Source organism: Winkia sp. C0117E2, assembly GCF_056590455.1.
Window position 1 is genome coordinate 73080 of record NZ_JBWPWD010000006.1, and the last position, 20560, is coordinate 93639.

Consider the following 20560-nt stretch of genomic DNA (forward strand, 5'->3'; position numbering starts at 1 on the left):
CACTTTTTAGGACTTTCGCCGCGATTCCTTGCTTTTTGCGTTCCGGGGCCCATTTTATCCCCACAGGTGGCCGCTCTCACAGCGATACTTCCACTACAGGAGCGTTTAACGCGGCATTATGGGGTTATCTGCCGGCCAAGGAGGACACATGGATGCTCGCATTAATGCTCGAGGCATCCCCGTTGTTACGGGAGCAGCTTTCGCGCCCGTACGGTGGGTGGTGCGTCCGCAACCCATTTCGCTGGACTCACAGACGGTTCCTAAAGAATTGCGCGACCACGAAGTCGAACGATTCGTTGAGGCCGCTGACAACGTTACTGCCCGCCTCCTTTCGAGGGCGGAAAAATCGGTGGGATCGTCCTCGGACCTGTTGCGCGTGGCCGCTGCAATGGCTACTGATCCTGCCTGGCGCAGCGCCACTACAAAACTGATTCAGGCCGGCACTCCGGCGGATTCTGCCGCCACCCAGACGATCGCAGATATTGCCCGCAAATTCGTGGCTGCCGGGGACACGCTAGCCGAACGCGTCACCGATCTGATTGACGTGCGCGACCGCGTGGTTGCCGAGATTCACGGTATGCCCGAGGGCGCGCTGCCGGAACTTGATAAGCCCACGATCCTCTTTTGCGACGATCTGGCCCCGGCCGATGCGGGCGCGCTGGACCCGAAATACGTCAAGGCGCTGGTGTGTCGCGGCGGCGGTCCCACTTCGCACTTCGTTATTGTTTCCCGCCAGCTGGGGATTCCCTGCATCATTTCTGCCAAGGGTATAGACAACGTCGAGGATGGCGAACTTGCCCTGGTAGATGGCGCTAACGGGCACATCACCATCAATCCTGATGCGGGCCATGCCAGGTCGATCATCGCCCTCGACGAGGCCCGCCACCAGGCTGAAGATAACTGGGAAGGACCAGCCTGCACCAAGGATGGAATCCGCATCTACCTGTACGGGAACGTGCAAGACCGGATGCAGGCGTTACAGGCCCGCAAGATGGGTGCCGACGGAGTGGGCCTGCTGCGCACAGAGCTCACCTTCCTGGGAACCCGCAACGAACCCAATCTGGATGCCCAAATTCGCGCCTACAAGTCGGTCATCGACGTGTTCCCCGACAAGCGATTCATTGCCCGCACCCTGGATGCCGGCTCGGATAAGCCGGTGGTGTGGGCGGGCACTCAGCCCGAGGAAAATCCGGCGTTAGGGGTGCGCGGGCTGCGCACTATTTTGCGTAAGAAAGAAGTGCTGCTGCACCAGCTAGATGCGCTTGCCGAAGTTTCCGCCGGCCGCAAGGAACCACTGCGAGTCATGGCCCCGATGGTGTCCACGCTGGACGAGGCACAGATGTTCGCCGACCTGGTGCGCGAACGCGGAATGAGCCCTGGCATCATGATCGAGGTGCCCGCACTGGCATTCCTAGCCGACCCGCTCTACCAGATTGTAGACTTCACTTCCCTGGGTACCAACGACCTGACGCAGTACCTGATGGCCGCCGACCGCACCAACCCCTACCTGGCCAGCTACCTGGACGCCTGGCAGCCCGCAATCTTGACCCTGATCGCGCACGTTGCCCGAGCAGCCGCCCGACATGGCAAACAGGCGTGCGTCTGTGGGGAAGCAGCAGCGGATCCCGTCCTCGCCTCGGTCCTTACGGGCATGGGCGTGCACGGGCTATCCATGGCGCCCTCGGCAATAAAGACGGTAGGTTCCTACATTTCGCAGCTAAACTTGGACACCTGTAAGAGGGCGGCAATCGCCGTCATTGGCAACGACCCGGGAGACATGTACGGCCCCTACACTGGCGCTTTCAGCGCGGTGGACGCACGCGAACGGGCACTAAAGATTTTTAACGAGGCATTGAGTGCGACGCAGAATTAGCGACGAGGACGGACTGGCTGCCCTGCGGCAGTGGTGGCAGATTACGACTGCTGCACGAGAAGGGGGCAATTTTGACTCCCTTAGGCAGGCCACCAAGACGATGGACCGGAAACAACGGCGGGCTGCGGTGCGCTGGTCGCTAGAAGAGTTCGCCGAGCTGTATCCCGGCAGGTCCGTTGAAGTTCGCGTGCCGCCCGCAGCGGCAGTGCAGGCGATCGCGGGAACGCTGCACCGGCGCGGCACTCCCCCGGCAGTTGTTGAATGCGACGAAACGACCTGGCTAGCCATGGCTACCGGCATCTACCAGTTTGGGGAGGCAGTTGCTGCCGGGCGGGTTACCGCTTCTGGCATTCACACTGATCTGTCTTCGCGGCTTCCCCTGCACCTGCCGCGGCTAGCCTAGCCGTTACAGGGCGCGAATCTTTACCGCTGCCCGATCGGTGCGCACCCACACTTGGGTGGCCATCCCAATGGCATCCCCGTCTACTTCTACGTAGCGAGGGCGCTGGACGCGCAATTCGGCCTGGCGAGCCCGGCGCGCGTCCAGATCCGAGGTGAAAGAGGCCATCTTGGGCCTGATTCCCAGCCCCTGCAACAGCAGGCGCCACCCCAGTTCCAGCCAGCCAATCGGCCCCATGCGAGCATCCAGGCGGGCAACATCAAGCCACCCATCATCAGGGCGGGCATCGGGCAACAACACCACGTTGGCGGTCAGCACCCCGCAGTTAGCGAAGAGCACCGTGGTGGCGGAGACCTTCTTGGTAAGACCGTGTTTGCCCAACTTCAGTTCCACGTCCATGGTGGGTTTCGCAGCGTGCCGCAACCCGGACAAGACGTAGGCGAACCACCCGATCTTCTGCTTCAGTTCGGATTTGGTAGTGGCCATTACGTCCGCGTCAAAGCCCACCCCAGCCATAACCAGGAACGCGTATTCATCCTTGCGCGGCCGCGGACCGTCTTCTATGAAGGTAGCCAGCACTTCGCCCTCGGCAGTGGGCACATCAGAATCATGCCTGGGCACATCCGGGTTCTTCACCGGTTCGGTAACCGCAGTGGGATGGTGTTCAGTACGCAGCCACCCCAGGTCTACGTTGTGGGTGCGCCCAGTAAAGGCAATAGAAGCGGCCTCCTGCAGCGAATCTAGGGGGACCTCCATGTTACGCGCCATCAAATTGCCCGTCCCAGCAGGCAAAATAGCCATGGGCACGCCCGTGTGCGCCAGCCCGGCTGCCACCGCCCGTACCGTGCCATCGCCGCCTGCTACCAGCACTACGCCAGCGCCGCCCTCGACCGCTTCGCGCGCCTGCACTGCCGCAGACACGTCCAGCTGTGTCTGCACAAAGTGCGGCTTTTCCCAACCGGCCTCAAAAGCGCATTCGCCAACCGTCTCTTCAAAGCCGGCAATATCGTCCACTCGGGCCGGGTTGACGATCACCCAAGGCTTCTTCGAGGGCGTGCCGTCCTTAGCCTTCGAAGAGTCACGGGAGGCGGCACTAAGCCGCGTCTCCAGCTGCGTGGCGCGAGTATGCGCAGCCGACGCCACAAACAGGGCGAGACCAGCCACCACCAGCGCCAAAATGGCTACGATCAGCGCTACTACAGACATGATTGAATAATATCCGACCGGCCGCTACCGGGAGGCTCGCTCTTGCTGCTGCGCTTTGCCCGCCGCTATCCGCTCCTGCCGCAGCCGCTCTACACCCTCGACCTGGAGGGGAGCAAGGGCGCCCACTGCGCCCGCGAGCAGATAGTCAGCCAGCTGCGGGTTGCGAGCCAGCACCGGCCCATGCATGTAGGTGGCTACCACCGAACCGGAAACGGCGCCCTCTACCGCTCTGCCATCGATGTGGGCGCGGTATCCGTCTGGAATGGCAGTGTCTAGCTGGGCGCCAGCCTGCGCTCCCGCGTCCGAAGAGATGCCGTCGTCAATACGCGGAGCGATCCCGGGCAGCCCGTTGCCGATACCGGCGTGCACGTACCCGAGCGGGCTCACATCCGGGCCCAACATGGTGGCACCACCATGGTTTTCAAATCCCAACAGTTCCTGGTCCAGGCCAGAAATAGCTGGCGAAGTAGCCAGTTCGCCAATTGCGCGGGCTCCCTGCGGCATGGTCACCACATCCAGCAGCCCAGCCCCTGCAGTGCGATTGCCCTTGGCGTCGGAGTACCAGTTGCCCAGCACCTGCAACGCCGCGCACACGGCCAGAACCGGCTTGCCCGCCTCGATGGCTCGCTTCAACCCGTTGTCGCCAGCTAGATGCCTAGAGGCAATAGTCTGGGCAATGTCTTCGCCCCCGCCCAAGGTGTAAATGTCTAGTTCGGAGGGGATGGCTTCGGATACGCCCACGTGGACGACCTCGGCAGGGATACCCCGCCAGTTCGCCCTCTGGGCCAGCACCACGGCGTTACCGGAATCCCCGTAGGTTCCCAGCACCTCGGGCATGAGTACGCCAATACGTAATGCCTCGCTCATTTCATCAGCCCCTTCCTGATTAGTTCGGCGCGTGTATCGCGGAAAGAAGTGTAGTTGAGCAGCATATCCACGCGCCCGCCAGGAATCTTGTCCAGCCCCTGCAGCGGAGTATCCGCATACTGCGCGTCCACTCCGGCATAGCGCAGCCGTACCTGCAGGTCTGCGCCTCTTTCGCCAGTAGCCCACACGCGCGCGCCCGCCAACTTGTCAAAGTCCACGTCCCACAGCCAGGACAGGTCAGTGCCGTCTGCCCGCTGCCCGTTTACGCCTACGACCAGGGCGGCCTGCGGGTCCAGCATGGTGAGCGACTCCTGCCACCCAGCCGGGTTCTTTGCCAGCAGCAGCCGCACCGACTTGCCATTCACATCCAAGCTTGCGTAGCGGCCTGCCACGGCGCTCACCTTCGCGATCCCGGCAGCCCCCTGCTTGGGATCTACGCCGAGGGCGACCGCCGCCGCGAGCGCCTGGGAGGCGTTGCCGCGGTTGGCTCGCCCGGGCAGGTTGACGGTGACTGAGACGGCCCCGGCAGGAGTGTTTGCTTTCATGGTGGCGCCTGGCTGGTAGGAGTCGGCGCTCCAGGTCCAGGTAGGTTCTGGGCGGTAGAAGTCGGTGGGGTTTTTAGCGTCTAAGCCGGACACTGCCTGGCCCGCTTCGTCGGGGCCGGCTGTGGTTTTCCCGCCCGCTAGTTGGAGTTCGTCTAGAGGTACGGAATGCCAGTACACGCCCGTGTCGGTACCGGAGGCTGCCGCCTGTTTGTCGGTGTACAGGATTGCCCCGCCCGTGCGAGGGGCGGTCAGGGAATCACCCGACCAGCCTTTGCCGGCAGCTACCCACACGGGTTTGTGGCTGTCCCAGGCGGCAGAGGTCATCAGCGGGTCATCCACGTTTGCTACGACCGTGGTCTGTGGGTGTTCCACGACGGTGGCACGCAGCCGCCGCTCAATAGTGGCAATCTCGCCTACGCGATCCAGCTGGTCGCGAGAAAGATTTAGAAACACAAGCACGTCAGGGTTTACGGCGGCAGCCACCTTGCGCACGTGCATCTCGTCTACCTCTAGTACGGCCACGTCCGCCGTAGGCTCTTCCATGAGGGCGGAGAGCACGCCCTCGGACATATTGTCGCCGCCGCGATTGGTGGCTACGGTAAGGCCTCCCGCTGCACACGCCTCGGCGATCATGCGGGTGGTAGTGGATTTGCCGTTGGTGCCCGTGATGATCACCGACCGCATCGGGGCAGCCAGCTTTTGCAACAGCTCGGGGCTAAGCTTTTCGGCGACCGTGCCACCGATCATGCCACCGCTGCCCCGCCCTAGGGTGCGGGAGGCCCAAGAAGCGCCCTGCCCCGCGGCTATTGCCAGCAAAGTGCGGATGGAGCTGCCCGACTTTGCTGCTCGGGGCAGGACAGATAGGGACGAGCCCAAATCCTTGGCTGCCCCACCTACCTTCTTTACTGCTGCGGATACCTTGTCCCCTGGAAACTGGTTCATAGATCCGATTGTATGTGCCGAGGGCGCCCGGACGCAGTTCGCTAGATTCCTTCGCCCCGCAATACCGAGTCAACCCAGGCCCGAGCAGCTACAAAGTCCTGGTCCCTAGAACCAATCTCTACCTGGGTTTCCTGGTGGTCTGCACGCGGGTAGGAGCCGATGAACCGGACCTTCTGACAATGCCTGTGCAGGCCGTTCAAGACCGCCTGTACGCGCTCTTCGCGCACGTGCCCTTCCAGGTCTACCGAGAATGAGTAGGTGCCCGGGTGCGCTGCCACCGGGCGGGACTCAATACGCGATAGATTCACTCCGCGGGCCTTCACCTGCTGCAGCATGGACAGCAGTGCGCCGGCCTCGTTAGAACGGAGCGTGATCTGCAGCGTCGTCTTATCCGCCCCGGTTGCCTGCCCAGGCACACCCGGCTTTGCCACCACTACGAAGCGGGTGCGTCCACCACGATTGTCCGCCACGTTTTCCTCCACAACTTCCAGCTGGTAGCGGGTGGCCGAAATGGCACTGCAGAGGGCGGCGTCGTAGCTGGCTTCGCCCTCGGCAAGCAGCTTTGCGCCCGCAGCGGTAGAGGTGGCTGGCACGTGCCGTACGCCCGGCAAATTTTCGGTAAGCCAGTTGCGACATTGCGCCCACGCATGAGGGTGGGTACCTACGCGCTTGATCTCTTCGCGGGCAGTTCCCTTGCGCACGCACAGGGTGAAGCCGACAGGCACGTAGACCTCTCCCACGATGACTAGTGGGGAACCGTGCCCGAGCGAATCAATAGTGGCGTTTACCCCGCCCTCTACAGAATTTTCGATGGGGACAACAGCGCGGACCGCATCGCCGTTGCGGACCGCGTCCAGCGCCGCTTTTTCGCCCGTGCAGGGCAGCGCTTCGGCATCTTCTGGCAGCACCTGGCTGAGCGCCTGCTCACAAAATGTGCCGAAGGGGCCTAGGAATGCCCATCTTTGAGCGTTTGATTGCTGCTTTGCTGCCATGGTTGCCGCCTTTCCTATCAGTGTTTTAAAAAGATACTCGACTAAAGTTGAACCATGATTTCTTGCCCGCCTGTAGAAACCAAGGTCAAGACAGCCATCGTGGCTTTGGTGCTTGGCTTGCTCGCGGTATTGCTTCCGGGGCAGGCCGTTGCAGAGCCTTCCCCCCTACTGCGCCAGCACGGGCACCTGGTTGTGCTTGGCACCTCCGGGCTGCGCTGGCAGGACGTAGATTTTTCCGACCCTGCCTCGCGTCCGTTCGCAAAATTTGCCGAAGAGGGCGTGGTGGCGAATTTGGTAACGCGTTCAACCGCCGCCGTGTCTTGCCCGGCCGACGGGTGGCTGTCGCTTGGCGCCGGGCAGCGGGCAACCATCTCTAGGCGTAGCGGCAAATGCGCGTTCCCGCAAGTACGGGACCAACAGGTACAGGGATGGAAGCAGCTCACTGCGGACGTGATACCGGCCGGGCAGGTGGGCCTCGGGTACTTGCAGGCGGCCCTGGCACAGGATCGCAAATCGGCGGTTGCAGTTGGCCCGGGCGCGGCATTGGCGCTGGCCGACAAGGACGGAAAGCTAGCTCGGCCGGTGTTGCGGAACACGGGCAATTTAGCGGACACGGTGTCCACTGCCGCGCGGGAAAACCATGTGACCGTGGTGGATACCGGCGCGGTTGATCCGGCCAATCCGCCGCAGGTTACTGGCCAGCTAAATCCCACCCCGCAAGGGGGTTACCCGCAGTTGGATCAGAAGGCAAGCGATCGCGTCCAGGTGAGGGCGAAGGTGCGCCAGCTCTCGCAGATCGTGAAGGCCCTGCCCGAAGGCACCCAGGTGATTATTGCTTCTTTGGCCGAGGGCAACCAAGTACCCCACCTGCAACTGCTGGCGATGCAGGCGGACGCGTTTGCCCCCGGGCTAGCAAAGTCGGGTTCGCTGCGCCGCGACGGGCTGGTACAAACAGCAGACCTAACGCAGACGATTCTGCAATCCATAGGGGCCACCCCCGCCGAGAATTCTCCGGGGGCTACCGTGTGGACCGCCGGACGCAGCGGCAAAATAGACTTCCCAGATCGCATCGCCAGCCTGCTGGATCGATCTGTAAAAACTGACACGGCTAGGGTCACCCAGCCGGCATTCTTCATCCTGTGGTTCACGCTAGCCGGGGTAACCATCTTGATCGGATTGGCCAGGTATTTCAGGCGGTCCAAAGGCCGGGCAATAGAGAAAGTGCCCACCGTCCTCGCCCAGCTAACAGCTGCCATCCCGGTTGCTTCACTGCTTGCCAACCTGCTTCCTACCTGGCGTTTCGATACCAATTCCACCGCGAGCGCAGTGGTCATCTCCCTTACTTGCCTAGTAGTGGTGGCGGCAGTGCTAGTAGCACTTGCGCACGGGGTGGCGCGGTGGCTTCGCCCTCATATCCCCCAGTCCGTGGCCAGGCCGCTTAACGCGCCCGTAGTATTGGCGGCCATTACCCTGGTGGTCTTCGCGTGGGTGATCGCTAGTCGCGCTCCCTTGCAGCTAGATTCTGCAACGGGCACCACCACCATTGCGGGCAACCGCTTCTACGGTTCCGGCAACACCGAGTTCACGCTGATGGCCGTCTGTTTCGTGATCCTGGCAGCGTGGAGCGGAAGCGCGCTTTTTGCCGCCGTCCTGGGGCTGGCGCTGGCTGTTATAGACGGCTTTCCTACCATGGGCGCCGACTTCGGTGGCCCACCCGCAATCCTGTTCGTTACCGTGCTGCTGTCCACCTGGCTGCGGGGGAAGAAGGTGCGCCTACGCCACCTGCTGCTTGCGGTGGTGGCCGCCTTCGCGGGTACCGCCCTCTTTGCGGTCATTGACTATTTGCAGGCCCCTCAGGCGCGCACTCACCTGGGTCGCTTCGTTGCCACCGTTATCGAGGGCGGAGCCTGGCCAATTGTGCAGCGCAAAGCCCACGCTGCGTGGCTTACCGTAGCAGGATCGGCAGGGACCCTAGTTGCGGCTTGCCTTTTTGTGATAGCTATCGGCTGCATTGCAGTGGTGCTGTATTCGCCGCGGTTCAGCACGCGCGTGTCTGCCTACCACCGCAATGTCCTTCTTTCGGCCACGATACTGCTGGTCATTGCCTCGCTGAGCAACGACTCGGGAATGCTGATTCTGACCATCGGGCTACTGCTAGTAGGGGTACTTATCTGCGGGGGGCTGTTCAGGATGGCTCTCACTTTGCCAGCAAGAAAAACCAGTTTTATTCGCCTGCCCGCAACCCGCAGGTGGCCTCGGCGCCTGGGGCTGGCCCTGGTCTGCACGGCCCTTTTGGGGGCTACGCTGGCGGCTATCACTGCGAGCCCCTCAGATGCCAACACTCACCAAATCCCGAAGGCAGGCCGCGCACCGGTCGTAGCCGTGTTTACCGAGGGGATCCGGTGGGAAAAGGTCACTGCCCGCACAGCCCCCAGCTTGTACGAGCGGGCGGCATCCGGCAGCTCCGCCAACCTGGTGCCGTTAGCCCTGTCTGGCCCCTCCTGTCCCATCGATTCCTGGCTGACTTTGAATGCCGGCCAGAGGGCGTGGCGCAATTCCCTGGGCGGGTACGAGATTTGTAGTTCGCTGCAGCAGCTGCCCGAGGCCGACGCTGCCTCCTCCAGGCCTGCTCTGCGGCGGTGGGGCTACTATTCGAAAGCCATGGCCCAGATGACCAACAAACCCACGCTGGGCGCCTTGGGCGAGGCCGTTACTGCGCACAACCTGCGCGCCCGCGCCATCGGCAACGGGGCGGGAGTCGCCCTCGCCAACGCCAAGGGCATCCCGCAAGGAACCCTGGTAAAAGCGCCAGCAAACAGCCAAGAGCTGGCAGCAACCGTTGCGAAGGACCTGGGCACATACGACCTGACAGTGGTGGACGCTAACGCTATCAGTACGGTGCAAAACCCTGATCGCGCAGCGGCAGCGACCCGCCGAGCCATCCGTAACGCGAAAGAAGAAACTGGTGAAGAACCCACCGAGGTGCAGGTACGTCCCGAGTTGCGCTCCCTAGACAATCCCGAAGTAAGCGTTGGGTCTAAGCCAGATGTCGAGGACGCAGCCGAAGTTCCCGAAACAGCGTTCTCGATCAAAACCGACCAAGAAGCCTCGACCGATGCGCAGCGGGCAAAACTGGTAGAGAAGCAAGGCGAGCGGCAGCTGGCCCGTCTCGAAGCCGTAGTAAAAGCCATCCCAAAGGATGCACGCCTCATAGTTGTTTCATCGGCAGATTTCGGAGTGCGCTCGTACATGCAAACTGCCGTCTTGGCTGGTCCCGGCGTGAGCCCGGCCAAGCAGGGTGGGCTAGCCCGCTCGTCCTCGGTACGGCAGCGCGGCATCGTGCAGCTGCCAGATGTGGCGGCAACAGTGGGCGACTGGTTGGGCTTTGACATGCCCGGCGCCGGGTCTGCCATCACCAACCAGATTGCCCTGGGCGATGAGTCCATGAATGTGCGCCACGCCTTCCTAACCGACCAGGCCGATAGGGCTTTCGCAATGCGCGACGCGCGCGCTAACTTCTACGGGATGCTGGTGACCTGCACGGTAACGATCATCCTGGTGTTGGCCGTGCTCGCGCTAGGGGTTGGCGCAGGCTTCCACATCGCCAGGTTCTGGCGCGCCCTGTTGCGGTTTAGTTGTTTGACCGTCGCGTCCATTCCCTTGGCCACCTTGGCGCTCTCTGCCTTCTGCTGGTGGCACTTCCAGGACACGCACGCAGCCCTGAACGGAGGCAGTCTAGCCCTGGCAGCGCTCTTGGCGGCGGCCACTCTTGCCGGGCCGTGGCGGCAGGCAGGCGCTCCCGCCCTGGTCATTGCAGGGGCTACCGCGTTCGCGATCGCACTAGACGTAATTACTGGCACGCGCGCATTGATCGATTCCCCGTTCGGCTTCAACTCTCTGGCGGCAGCGCGCTATTACGGGGTCGGAAACGAGACCTTCTCGCTACTTAGCGTGGGCACCATCCTCCTTGCCGGGTGGGTAGGCAGCCAATTTTGCAAGCAGTGGGTAAAGACCGTGGCCGTACTAGGCGTATGCGCCCTCTTCTTATACGTTGACGCGGCCCCCTCAGTGGGCGCCGATTTTGGCGGAATACTAGCATTTATTCCCGGCATTGCAGTGCTGGTAATCCTGATCGGCGGGTACCGATTGCGCTGGCGGTGGGTAGTTCCCATTGCACTGGCAATGGTTGGCGGAGCCGGCCTAGTTGCCCTACTGGATTGGATGCGTCCGGCCTCCTCCCGCACCCACCTGGGCCGGTTCGTACAATCCACCCTAGATGGGGACATGCTGCCCATCATTGTTGGAAAGCTGCAAACCAATTTGCGCCTACTGAGCGTCTCTACCCTGCGCTGGGTGGTAGTGGCCGCCCTCGTCGCGGTGGCAGTATGGCTGTGCTACACCTACCCGCGGTTGCGCGGAAGAAAGGCGCACCTGCCACAACAGATTACGTGGATGGTAGACAAAGCAGCCGTGAAGATCGCGAAACTCGCTGGCTGCGCCATTCCTAACACCGGAACGCGGATGCGCCTACGTGCACTGCCCAAGTGGGTTCACCCCTGCGCGTGGGCACTCCTAACCACGCAGGCGATGGCCTTCGCTCTAAATGATTCGGGAATCGTTCTGCCAGGGGTGGCGGCAATCATGGCAATCCCGGCAGCAGCGGACACCATCTTGGATGCGCTAGTGCGAAACGACTACCTGGAACGCACCTGATAGGGCTGGAAATCGCGCTGCATGCGCTGCGATGCAGCATAATTTTCCGGCTTCAAGTAGTACCCTTCCAGGCGCAGCCGCACAGTGGCTACCTTTACGTCCCGGTACTGGCCTAGCCGGTGCAGCTGCCCGCGCAAATCGTTGCCAGTAGGGCGATGAGAGATGTTGCAGGGCACTTCCAGTGCGGTGTAGCCGGCCCCCAAAACCGAAATAGTCAGCGCGGTTTCTACCGCCCACCCGCTAGAGAGCGGTTGGGCAGCATCAAAGGCCTCCCGAGTAATACAACGCTGCCCCGACAGCGGCTGGGTGGGACGCCACCCCACCGCACATTCGATCGAGTTGCGGGCCAGGCCGGTAACAAATCCCCGCCCACCAGCGCCAGGCTGAGGGGGAAGAACCGCGATCGCCATGTCGCAGCGGCCCTGATTTACGGCCTCGACAAGAGGCGTAGTTTCGGCAGCAGATTCGCCCAGATCAGCGTCAATAAAAAGAAGTAGGTGCGGCTCCGCGCCCTCGGCATCGTGCATCGCCACAATGTTGGCGCCCGTCTCCATGGCCGAAGCCTTGCCACGGTTCACCGTGTGTCGCACCGTAGCTGCGCCAGCATGACGGGCCACCTGCTGCGTGTCGTCGGAAGAACCGTCATCGACCACAACAATCAGGTCGACCCCAGGAATAGCTTTGCAAGCCCGCACGGTACCGGCTATCCGGTCCTGTTCATCTTTAGCTGGGATTACAACCGCAACCTTGCGAGTTTGTGTGTCAGACACTCGATCTCCTGGCCTTTTATTGTCTGCGCGAATGGGCGTTACCAAGTGTAGACCAGTACCGGGAGGTGTCCCACACGGCATAAAATCTACGTAGTCATTTTACATAAAAATTGCAAAGAAACCACATCGCAGCCGGGGCAAAGATAGGGAAAATAGACTGCGCCAGGTACCCTATTTACCATGAGTAAAAAGTCACGCCGCAAGGCTAAGTACGCGGCCCGCCGGGCCCAAATCGACGCCCTCGTTGCCGAAAATGAGAAGAAGGCCCCGAAGCAAGAGGCCTTCACCGTAGAATTCAACGAACGCCCCTTCGCTGGTTTTGCTCGCGAGATCGAGCTGGTTGCCATGCGCGAGATCCTGCCCGCAGCCACCTTGCAGGTGACTGCTAAGGACACTCCGATCATCCTTTGCACCATGCTTCCCCGCAACGCGCAGGCACTGATTCACGACGACGGCACCATCAAGGTGGCCCTGAATACCCGCAACCGCAGTGGGGATGCCGCCCACGACCTGGCCTTGGTCATTGACCGGGCACTGCAGGCACAGCCTGGATCAACCATTGAAGGCTTGGACCCGCGCACCGAGGCGCCGGCTCTGACCGATCTGCTTGATCCCGCCGAGATGGGCACCTTCACCCTGCACAACGATTTCGAGTTCTGGCTAGACGACGCCACCGAACGCACCCCCGAGGTGCAGCACGCCATTGAAGAATCCGCCGATTCTATCGTGCAGATGGGCGAAGTTGCGGGCAACCGCGGCGCCTACTGGGCCGACATGACCCACCCGTTCCTGCGGTGGGTGCTGTCTGAAGAGGAAGAGGACGTGCTGAACGCCCTCGCCCGGCTGCGCGCGGCAGGCAAGCTGAACGTTGGCGAAGGCAGCGAATTCATTGGGGCCTTCCGCGCCTGCGGTCTAGTCGCTCCCGTATTCCAGCTTTCCGACGAGGTCGAAATCGACCACCTGAGTGCAGACCTAGCCGAACCGCTAGATGCGCTTCGCAAGGGACTAGACGCGGCTCTGAAGGATGCCTCCAACCTGACCGACGCCGAAAGGCGTGCCAAGGCTGGTATCGTCTCGCGGCAGGTATCGCTGCGCTAATAAACAGCAAAAACGCAACGTGGAGGCGGACCTACGGGTCCGCCTCCATTTTCTGAGAATCTAGTCCGTCTAATGAAATAGGCCGAAATATCGCAGGCTTTTGCCAGGTTTGGCGTGCACAATAGGAGTATGCACGAAAGAGCTGGAACTAAAGCAACACCCGCAGACCTCATCAACGTCGACGAAGTCCTCTCCGCCTACTACGACATAGTGCCTGATCCTAATAACCCAGATCAGCAAGTCGTATTCGGCACCTCGGGGCACCGCGGCTCCTCTCTTGATGGAGCTTTCAACGAAGCCCACATTGTTGCCACCACCGCGGCAATTGTCGAATACCGCAAGGAACACGGCATCAACGGCCCTCTTTTCATTGGCCGCGACACGCACGCCCTGTCCGAACCGGCCTGGCGCACCGCCCTGCAAGTACTTGTTGCGGCAGGAGTCACCGTCCGCATCGACTCCCGCGATTCTTACACTCCCACCCCCGCCGTCTCGCACGCGATCCTGCATGCCAACGGAGCAAATAGCAGGCACGGGGTGCGTACCGACGGGAACGGGCTGGCTGACGGCATCGTGGTTACGCCCTCGCACAACCCGCCCCGCGACGGAGGCTTCAAGTACAACCCGCCTACTGGCGGCCCGGCAGACACCGACGCGACCGGTCCCATCGCGGACCGCGCTAACGAACTGCTAGCCGACTGGCAATCCATTCCCCGCATTCCGGCAGACGAAGTCCTTTCCGATGCGCACGTGGAACGCTACGACTACCTGGGTTCGTACGTAGACGATCTAGCTTCGATCATTGACATGGACGCCATTCGCGACGCTGGCATCCGCATCGGCGCTGACCCGCTCGGCGGCGCTTCCGTAGACTACTGGGCCGCTATTGCCGAGAAGTATGCGCTAGACCTGACCGTAGTAAACCCCACCGTCGATCCCACCTGGTCTTTCATGACCCTGGACTGGGACGGCAAGATCCGCATGGACTGCTCTTCGCCCTCGGCAATGGCATCGCTGCTAAACGCGATGACTCCCGACAAGGATGGGCACACCCCATACGACATTGCGACCGGCAACGACGCAGATTCCGACCGCCACGGCATTGTCACCGCTGATGGGCTCATGAATCCGAACCACTACCTGGCCGTAGCGATCGAATACCTTTACACGCATCGGCCGCAGTGGTCTGCCGACTGCGCGGTTGGCAAAACCTTGGTTTCCTCCAGGTTGATCGACCAGGTGGCCGCCAACTTGGGGCGCAACCTGATCGAGGTACCAGTAGGCTTCAAGTACTTCGTGCCCGGCCTGCTAGATGGCAGCATTGGCTTTGGCGGCGAAGAGTCCGCGGGAGCCTCATTCCTGCGCCGCAACGGCGAGGTGTGGTCCACTGACAAGGACGGCATCATCATGGCGCTGCTGGCATCCGAAATTTTGGCTGTTACTGGGAAGACGCCCTCGCAGCTTCACAAGGAACAGGTAGAGCGCTTCGGGAAGCCTTCCTACGCGCGCGTTGATGCTGCGGCTACCAAGGAACAGAAGGCCAAGCTGAAGGCGCTTTCGCCTCAGGATGTGGCAGCTGACGAGCTTGCTGGCGAGCCCATCACCGCCAAATTGGTGAAGGCTCCAGGCAACGACGCTCCCATTGGCGGACTGAAGGTAACTACAAGGAACGCGTGGTTCGCTGCGCGGCCTTCCGGCACCGAGGACGTGTACAAGGTTTATGCTGAATCGTTCCTAGGGGACGATCACCTGAAGCAGGTTCAAGCAGCCGCCCAGGAAGTAGTCGCCGCGGCGCTAAAGTAAACTGGCTGGGCCTTTAGCCTTCCAGTGCCCTCTAACTTTTAAGGAGAGTCATGGCAACCCAAGAACTGACCATTGAAAACTTCCCACAGATTGTCGAAAAAGGCATTGTGTTCATCGATTTCTGGGCTACCTGGTGTGGCCCGTGCCGGCAGTTCTCGCCGATCTACGACAAGGTATCCGAGAAGCACCCGGATATTGTGTTCGGCAAGGTAGACACCGATGCGCAGCAGGAACTGGCCGGGATGGCACAGGTACAGTCCATCCCAACCGTCATGGCATTCCGTGACGGTGTGGGCGTATTCCGCACTGCGGGCGTCATGTCCGCTTCCGAGCTGGAAGCGATTATTCAGCAGGTACGCGACCTGGACATGGACAAGGTTCGCGCCGAGGCGGAGGCTGCCGAAGAGCAGGCTTAGCCTCAGCAATACTTTCCGCCCGCCTGGACCCGGTCTTGTGACTGGTGAGCCCAGGCGGGCGTCTTGTATAAGGATGTTTTCCGTTCAGGGCGAAGGTGGCGTTCTGGGGAGTGATTGGCTAGAGCTTGGCTATGCCAGCCGGCCCAATTTTGAATCCGCTACCGGTCTGGGCGTTCCAGCACTGGACGGATTCGCCCAAGCTAGTGCAAGCGAGCTTGCCGCTGGCGGCGCTCTGCCCGTCCTCTAGCGTCTGATATTCGGGATCGCGGGTTCCACTTTCTACGCTGGTAACGCCTTGAATCTGCCCGGAAGAATCCATCACTCCGCGCAGGGGCCGGCCTTCTTCCCCACCGAATTCTTGGTGTTCATAAACCAGGCAAGCTACCCTGTTGGCATTAATTTGACAGGAGATGTTGCCGTTCCCGGTGGCAAAGCCGGGCATGGAATGTAGCGCGTCTTTAGGGATGGGGCTGGCATCCGGAGTGGGTTCTTCTTCTGTGGTTGCCTCGGTTGTCTTGGTACTGGGGCTGCTGGGCTTGTGCTCCTCAGTCTGGCTTACTTGCGGGGCCTGCCCATCCGGGATCCAGGTTTCTTCTTTATACGTCTTTTCCGTTACCTGCGGTTCGGCTGATCGCGAGGGCGAGGGCTCGGGGGAAGGCGTGCTCTTTTGCCGGTACTTTTTGGTCTTTACGCTTGCAGACGGCGAAGAAGTGGGCTGGCTAGTCGTAGAGGTGGTAGGAGCCGTCATGGGAACTGACCGAGTGGGGGTGCGATGCGAGTCGATTACCGCCAGGGCAGCCCCGCCGATCCCGAGGCCGGCAACCAGCAAAACTACTGCCGTTATGGCGGTCGCCTTGGGCGCTTTGACGGATTTTTCTTTGGCCGGTTTCACTTCGGCTTTAGCGGGCTCATTCTTTGCCAGGGCGCCACTAATGGCTGAGGCGCCACCTGCTACGATGCCGTTTTTTGTGCGGGTAACGGTGGCAAATAATCCATCATTTCCCAGCCGCGATGCGCCACCTGTAGAAGGTTTTGCCGAAGAATTATTTTGGGCACGTGAGGTATAACCGACTTGTTCTGGCCGGTTTCCCTTTGTTGGTTCTACGTCACCCACAGTATGGAGGGTACAGGCAATCCTGTATGAAAGCTAGCGTAAGTGCTGCATCTAGCAGGAAAGTCGCCCTAGTTATTACCGTGGGCGTTAGCGCCGAGGCCCTAGTGGTGTACCGGGCAAGCACTTGCCCCGAATTCGTCCACCGCATGTTCTAGTGAGCCTGAACGACGCAGTTGTTCGAACACTGCCATTCCAGGCACGTTGATGACCTCGGCTGCCACCCCTACCGCACGCAAGATGAATGACTGTACGGACAGAATCAGATACTCGCGGGCCATTGGCTCCTTGGGGAGGGTTCGTCCCGCAAGCGTGGCGTTGATCAGCGAAACCAGGATTGTGGTGTCCTGTTCCGGAATCTGCTTGGATTCCATTAGCTCTTTCAGAAGCCGTTCAAGAATTGCCGCCACCTTGTCACCATGGTGGTGCAGTTTTTCTTCAGTTTCTTCGGAGACCACTTTGCGCAAGTCCCTGCCGGGCGCCAGCGAATAGGCGGCCCCCAGCTCAAGCTGACTGCGAATATAGACGCGCAGGCCGTGCACCGGATCCACAATGTGAGTCAGCGAGGCTTCCAGTTTTTGCGAATACTGTTCGGTTTCGTGGGCAATAAAAGCTAGGAGTAGCGCTTCCTTGTCTGGGAAGTGGTTGTACACAGCTGTGCGCCCAACGCCGGCAGTCTTGGCGATTTCGGCCATAGTTAAAGATTCGAAGGCACGTTCTGACAGCAATTCAGACAGAGCCTCGAAAAGGCGATTGCGTGTGCGCTGGCGATGTTCCGCCAGCGTCGATCCGATAATTTTGGGCACTCTTACATTCTGCCAGTTTTATACGTAGATGACACCCTGTTCAGAAAAATTTCTTTGGCAACTTTGCCCACGCTTTTATGTAATGCCATGCGCCTTGCACAATAGGTTGGTCTGGGGCTAGCCAGGGCAATACGTGCGATTCACCTTCGGTTACCCACTTAAGAATGCTGTGCGAGCCGGTTGTGTGCGGCGTCTGCCCTGCCGGGTCCAGCACGGCGAAGAATACTCGCATGCGCATGTCGGCAAGGATTGGCCAGAAGCCGGTAGCGCCCTGCCCTTCTTGTTGGCGGGGCAGTAGTTCTGGGCCTACGCGCACTGTTATTTGCAATTCTTCTTGCAATTCTCTTTCGAGGGCGGCTGTGGGCGTTTCGCCCAGTTCAATTTTGCCGCCAGGGAATTCATATTGGCCTGCAAGGTCTTCTGGGTAGGAGCGGGCGGCAGCGAGGATCTTTTCTGGCGTGTTGGCGTCGTTTATGATCACTGCTGCGACGACTGTGCGAGGGGTGACGGCAAGGGGCGTGTTGTTTGTGTCCATTTTGTTTCGGTTTTGGCGTGCACGGTTCTGTTTTGCTATGCTACAACTCGACGCTAAGTAATGCGGGTGTAGTTCATCGGTAGAACGACAGCTTCCCAAGCTGTAAAGGCGGGTTCGATTCCCGTCACCCGCTCCAATCAAACCTTCTTCGACCTGCAACAATGCACTACAGAATAAAGATGTGACACGGAGCGTGACACGGGAGGCATTCCCAAGTCATCTAAAACTCCTCCTGCAACAAGGTCAAAAATGAAAACTCCCAAAAAAATAGTCCACAAAAATGGGACCGTCGTCTGGCGCGTACGCTTCAAACCCACGCCCGGGGCTAACTCAGCATCCGAGACCTTCCCCACATTCGAAGAAGCGCAGCAATTCATCGCCCTGATCGATCAAGTAGGTGGCCAAAACGCTCGCGCAGCACGCACCCCTATGACCGCCTCCGCAAGAACTCTTAATGCCGCCTTCGAGGATTACCTAATCGTCGCAGCCTCGCACGGTGCCGAGAGAATCGCAAAAGATTACCGGACAATCTACAACAACCGGATAGCCCCCTATTTCGGGAGCTGGCCTACCGACGCCATCAAGCGGGAAAACGTGGAGCGGTGGATCATGGAGCTACGGACCACCGAAACGCTGGCCTCGGCCAGGGCACGCAAGCGGAGCAAAGAAGAAGGCAAGCCCCTACCTCCTGCTCGATTCCTCGCCCCCAAAACAATCGCTAACGCCCACGGCCTACTTTCATCCATATTGCGTAACGAGGTACGCGCTGAACGCCTTACTGTAAACCGCGCCGAAGGGATACCCCTGCCCCGCATTACCAGGCGTAAGGAGCCAGTTTTCTTGAAGCCGGGAGAGTTCGCGAGGATACTCGATGAGCTCCCAACGCGGTGGCAGCCGCTCGTGGCTTTGCTAGCTGCCACAGGGATGCGTTGGGGGGAGGTTACCGCGCTCTACCCTGACGATTTTGATTACGAATCCGCGCCGGTCATCGTGCGCGTTTCGAAGGCGTGGAAGCGAGGGGTAAGCGGCTGGTACATTGGGGAGCCGAAAACTGCCGCCGGAGTGCGTGATATTACGCTGCCTCCGCAGATTTCCGAGCTTCTCCTGCCTCTCGTGGAGGCAACGCCGCACGAGCTGCTCGTTTTTAGAAATTCCGAGGGTGGGCACCTACGCGGGGATTGGTTTAGACCTATCTGGAAAAAAGCCGTAAAAGCTGCCGGCATTAGACGGATGCCCCGCCTACACGATTTGCGGCATACGCACGCTTCTTGGCTGATATCGCAAGGCGTGCCATTGACTGTAATCCAGAGGCGACTAGGACATTCTTCCATAAAGCAAACCTCTGACATTTATGGGCACCTCGCCCCTGAGGCGGGTGCGATAGCTGCAGCTGCTGTGCAGGTAGCACTTTCTCAGGCATTGCCAGAAATCGAGGGGTGACCAGGCGCGCTCAAGGGGGGCGCGGTTGGCGCGCACGTGACTGCAACCCTAAACTACGCGGAAGAAATGGAAGAGCAATTCGGCACCCCCGAATTCGTCCAGCTGGAACGGTACCCGGATAACGAAGCTGCCCAGCGCGGCCTGGGGGAGCCTGTTCCCGCTAAAATGCATGGCGCGATGATCGGCCTATGCTGCGCTGCCTTAGAAGCTGAAGGCTACACCACGAGGATTGGCTGGATACCCGAAGAATCATAAGCGCAGGGAACGTATAAAAAAGAGGGGCACCCCGGCCAAACCTGGTCAGGGTGCCCCTAAATGCTAGTGCTTGTTGCACTTCTCAGTCCGTAATTCTAGGTTGCGCATGCGCGCGTGTAGATCCTCAGCCGCGATAGCCTGCTCGCGCCGATAATCCCCAACCTGATGCCCCAGGCTCTTCACCTGATCAAGTAAGAGATCGAATCTGCGATCTTGCTCCTTTTGCATGCGCTCAATACGATTCACCGCATCACGCAAGCTTGAGCCGTGGTTGGTCTCCAATTGCTCTCGGGTCTCACAAGCGGCTTTCTCAATCTTCTTGTTGGAATGTTCGACGCGTTTGATTTTTACCACTCCCGCGATTGCTGTGATGAAAGCTGCGAACCCCCCGAACCCGCCAAGAGTGGCAAGAGCATCAATAAACCCGCTCAAAAGCTCACTCCTCCTTCCCCTCGCCGGTCTTGGTGGGGGCGCGGTGCCTACCAGCAGGCGGGGAAGTAATATCACGCACCCAATCCATCAAACCCGTGGGCTTTAGGACCGTGTAGGCTATCTGCCCAGCCCCCGCAACCACACCCAGATTCATAATCGCGAACTGGTAAAACGCCGGATACTTAATAAACACGAAGGTCGCCGCCGCGAGCGCCACGTACACCGCGAGCGCGACCAGGCGTTTAGTGTTTTGCGTCCAGTGCGCGCGAGTTATCACCGAGACTACGAATGTGCCCAGGATGCCCGCGAGTGCGGAAAAATCAATGGGGCTAATGTGCTGGAATAGCTGGTCCATT

At 60.4% G+C, this 20560-nt stretch carries 18 protein-coding genes and 1 tRNA gene; 9 read left to right on the forward strand and 10 right to left on the reverse strand.

Features of this window, described 5'->3' with window-relative positions:
• The first annotated feature begins 148 nt into the window (after window positions 1-148).
• Both AC1EKG_RS08765 and AC1EKG_RS08770 read left to right on the forward strand, forming a co-directional pair.
• The gene (locus AC1EKG_RS08765; RefSeq protein WP_004808341.1) at window positions 149-1873 is read left to right on the forward strand and encodes a phosphoenolpyruvate--protein phosphotransferase; all 1725 of its coding nucleotides are present in this window, start codon (window positions 149-151) and stop codon (window positions 1871-1873) included.
• Complete coding sequence (locus AC1EKG_RS08770; RefSeq protein WP_004808339.1) at window positions 1857-2276, forward strand: sterol carrier family protein; 420 nt, start codon at window positions 1857-1859, stop codon at window positions 2274-2276. The genes AC1EKG_RS08765 and AC1EKG_RS08770 overlap by 17 nt, the downstream gene beginning before the upstream one ends.
• A 3-nt stretch (window positions 2277-2279) precedes the next feature.
• Here AC1EKG_RS08770 and AC1EKG_RS08775 read toward each other — a convergent pair whose 3' ends face one another.
• Genes AC1EKG_RS08775 through pheA form a run of 4 tightly spaced genes read right to left on the reverse strand, consistent with a single transcriptional unit; the run spans window position 2280 to window position 6825 of the window.
• The gene (locus AC1EKG_RS08775) at window positions 2280-3479 is read right to left on the reverse strand and encodes a diacylglycerol/lipid kinase family protein (protein ID WP_004808337.1); all 1200 of its coding nucleotides are present in this window, start codon (window positions 3477-3479) and stop codon (window positions 2280-2282) included.
• Window positions 3480-3503: 24 nt separating this feature from the next.
• A complete protein-coding gene (locus tag AC1EKG_RS08780; RefSeq protein WP_004808336.1) occupies window positions 3504-4346 on the reverse strand; it encodes a type 1 glutamine amidotransferase in 843 nt (280 codons plus the stop codon).
• Window positions 4343-5833, reverse strand: coding sequence for a MurT ligase domain-containing protein (locus AC1EKG_RS08785; protein ID WP_004808334.1), 1491 nt, complete (start codon window positions 5831-5833; stop codon window positions 4343-4345). Before AC1EKG_RS08785 ends, AC1EKG_RS08780 begins: the two co-directional genes overlap by 4 nt.
• A 41-nt stretch (window positions 5834-5874) precedes the next feature.
• Window positions 5875-6825, reverse strand: a complete 951-nt coding sequence (gene pheA, locus AC1EKG_RS08790; RefSeq protein WP_004808332.1) for a prephenate dehydratase — start codon at window positions 6823-6825, stop codon at window positions 5875-5877.
• A 54-nt stretch (window positions 6826-6879) separates the two neighbouring features.
• Here pheA and AC1EKG_RS08795 point away from each other — a divergent pair, with 54 nt between their 5' ends.
• A complete protein-coding gene (locus tag AC1EKG_RS08795; protein ID WP_048707894.1) occupies window positions 6880-11538 on the forward strand; it encodes a hypothetical protein in 4659 nt (1552 codons plus the stop codon).
• Here AC1EKG_RS08795 and AC1EKG_RS08800 read toward each other — a convergent pair.
• Window positions 11520-12308: a glycosyltransferase family 2 protein gene (locus AC1EKG_RS08800; protein WP_004808328.1), complete on the reverse strand. Its 789-nt coding sequence runs from the start codon at window positions 12306-12308 to the stop codon at window positions 11520-11522. The two genes, AC1EKG_RS08795 and AC1EKG_RS08800, sit on opposite strands and share 19 nt — an antisense overlap.
• 180 nt (window positions 12309-12488) lie before the next feature.
• Here AC1EKG_RS08800 and AC1EKG_RS08805 point away from each other — a divergent pair, with 180 nt between their 5' ends.
• The 3 genes from AC1EKG_RS08805 (at window position 12489) to trxA (ending at window position 15625) form a co-directional block, all read left to right on the forward strand.
• Window positions 12489-13406, forward strand: coding sequence for a DUF5926 family protein (locus tag AC1EKG_RS08805; protein WP_004808326.1), 918 nt, complete (start codon window positions 12489-12491; stop codon window positions 13404-13406).
• 129 nt (window positions 13407-13535) lie between these two features.
• Window positions 13536-15209, forward strand: a complete 1674-nt coding sequence (gene pgm, locus AC1EKG_RS08810; protein WP_040315507.1) for a phosphoglucomutase (alpha-D-glucose-1,6-bisphosphate-dependent) — start codon at window positions 13536-13538, stop codon at window positions 15207-15209.
• Window positions 15210-15259: 50 nt separating this feature from the next.
• A complete protein-coding gene (gene trxA / locus AC1EKG_RS08815; protein ID WP_004808322.1) occupies window positions 15260-15625 on the forward strand; it encodes a thioredoxin in 366 nt (121 codons plus the stop codon).
• Between the two features lie 118 nt (window positions 15626-15743).
• On the opposite strand, the gene AC1EKG_RS08820 is transcribed toward trxA, so the two are convergent.
• The 3 genes from AC1EKG_RS08820 to AC1EKG_RS08830 all read right to left on the reverse strand — a co-directional run bounded on the left by AC1EKG_RS08820 (window position 15744) and on the right by AC1EKG_RS08830 (window position 18077).
• A complete protein-coding gene (locus tag AC1EKG_RS08820) occupies window positions 15744-16739 on the reverse strand; it encodes a hypothetical protein (RefSeq protein WP_004808320.1) in 996 nt (331 codons plus the stop codon).
• 101 nt (window positions 16740-16840) lie between these two features.
• Window positions 16841-17542: a TetR/AcrR family transcriptional regulator gene (locus tag AC1EKG_RS08825; RefSeq protein ID WP_004808317.1), complete on the reverse strand. Its 702-nt coding sequence runs from the start codon at window positions 17540-17542 to the stop codon at window positions 16841-16843.
• Window positions 17543-17582: 40 nt separating this feature from the next.
• Window positions 17583-18077, reverse strand: coding sequence for a (deoxy)nucleoside triphosphate pyrophosphohydrolase (locus tag AC1EKG_RS08830; protein ID WP_481067830.1), 495 nt, complete (start codon window positions 18075-18077; stop codon window positions 17583-17585).
• Between the two features lie 62 nt (window positions 18078-18139).
• On the opposite strand from AC1EKG_RS08830, the gene AC1EKG_RS08835 reads away from it, so the two are divergent.
• From AC1EKG_RS08835 to AC1EKG_RS08845, 3 genes are all read left to right on the forward strand, one after another.
• Window positions 18140-18213, forward strand: a tRNA-Gly gene (locus tag AC1EKG_RS08835).
• Between the two features lie 113 nt (window positions 18214-18326).
• Complete coding sequence (locus tag AC1EKG_RS08840; RefSeq protein ID WP_004808312.1) at window positions 18327-19517, forward strand: tyrosine-type recombinase/integrase; 1191 nt, start codon at window positions 18327-18329, stop codon at window positions 19515-19517.
• Window positions 19518-19553: 36 nt separating this feature from the next.
• Entirely contained in the window at window positions 19554-19772 is a 219-nt protein-coding gene (locus AC1EKG_RS08845; RefSeq protein WP_481067831.1) for a hypothetical protein, read from the forward strand.
• 63 nt (window positions 19773-19835) lie between these two features.
• Here the strand turns inward: AC1EKG_RS08845 and AC1EKG_RS08850 are convergent, their stop codons facing one another.
• Together AC1EKG_RS08850 and AC1EKG_RS08855 are read right to left on the reverse strand one after the other, a co-directional pair.
• The gene (locus AC1EKG_RS08850) at window positions 19836-20204 is read right to left on the reverse strand and encodes a hypothetical protein (RefSeq protein WP_004808309.1); all 369 of its coding nucleotides are present in this window, start codon (window positions 20202-20204) and stop codon (window positions 19836-19838) included.
• Between the two features lie 4 nt (window positions 20205-20208).
• Complete coding sequence (locus tag AC1EKG_RS08855) at window positions 20209-20559, reverse strand: hypothetical protein (RefSeq protein ID WP_004808307.1); 351 nt, start codon at window positions 20557-20559, stop codon at window positions 20209-20211.
• Window position 20560: the final 1 nt, after the last annotated feature.

Coding starts and splice junctions, on each gene's coding strand:
- AC1EKG_RS08765 (WP_004808341.1), top strand. CDS start 149: ATGGATGCTCGCATTAATGCTCGAGGCATCCCCGTTGTTACGGGAGCA.
- AC1EKG_RS08775 (WP_004808337.1), bottom strand. CDS start 3,479: ATGTCTGTAGTAGCGCTGATCGTAGCCATTTTGGCGCTGGTGGTGGCT.
- AC1EKG_RS08780 (WP_004808336.1), bottom strand. CDS start 4,346: ATGAGCGAGGCATTACGTATTGGCGTACTCATGCCCGAGGTGCTGGGA.
- AC1EKG_RS08785 (WP_004808334.1), bottom strand. CDS start 5,833: ATGAACCAGTTTCCAGGGGACAAGGTATCCGCAGCAGTAAAGAAGGTA.
- pheA (WP_004808332.1), bottom strand. CDS start 6,825: ATGGCAGCAAAGCAGCAATCAAACGCTCAAAGATGGGCATTCCTAGGC.
- AC1EKG_RS08795 (WP_048707894.1), top strand. CDS start 6,880: ATGATTTCTTGCCCGCCTGTAGAAACCAAGGTCAAGACAGCCATCGTG.
- AC1EKG_RS08805 (WP_004808326.1), top strand. CDS start 12,489: ATGAGTAAAAAGTCACGCCGCAAGGCTAAGTACGCGGCCCGCCGGGCC.
- pgm (WP_040315507.1), top strand. CDS start 13,536: ATGCACGAAAGAGCTGGAACTAAAGCAACACCCGCAGACCTCATCAAC.
- trxA (WP_004808322.1), top strand. CDS start 15,260: ATGGCAACCCAAGAACTGACCATTGAAAACTTCCCACAGATTGTCGAA.
- AC1EKG_RS08830 (WP_481067830.1), bottom strand. CDS start 18,077: ATGGACACAAACAACACGCCCCTTGCCGTCACCCCTCGCACAGTCGTC.
- AC1EKG_RS08840 (WP_004808312.1), top strand. CDS start 18,327: ATGAAAACTCCCAAAAAAATAGTCCACAAAAATGGGACCGTCGTCTGG.
- AC1EKG_RS08855 (WP_004808307.1), bottom strand. CDS start 20,559: ATGGACCAGCTATTCCAGCACATTAGCCCCATTGATTTTTCCGCACTC.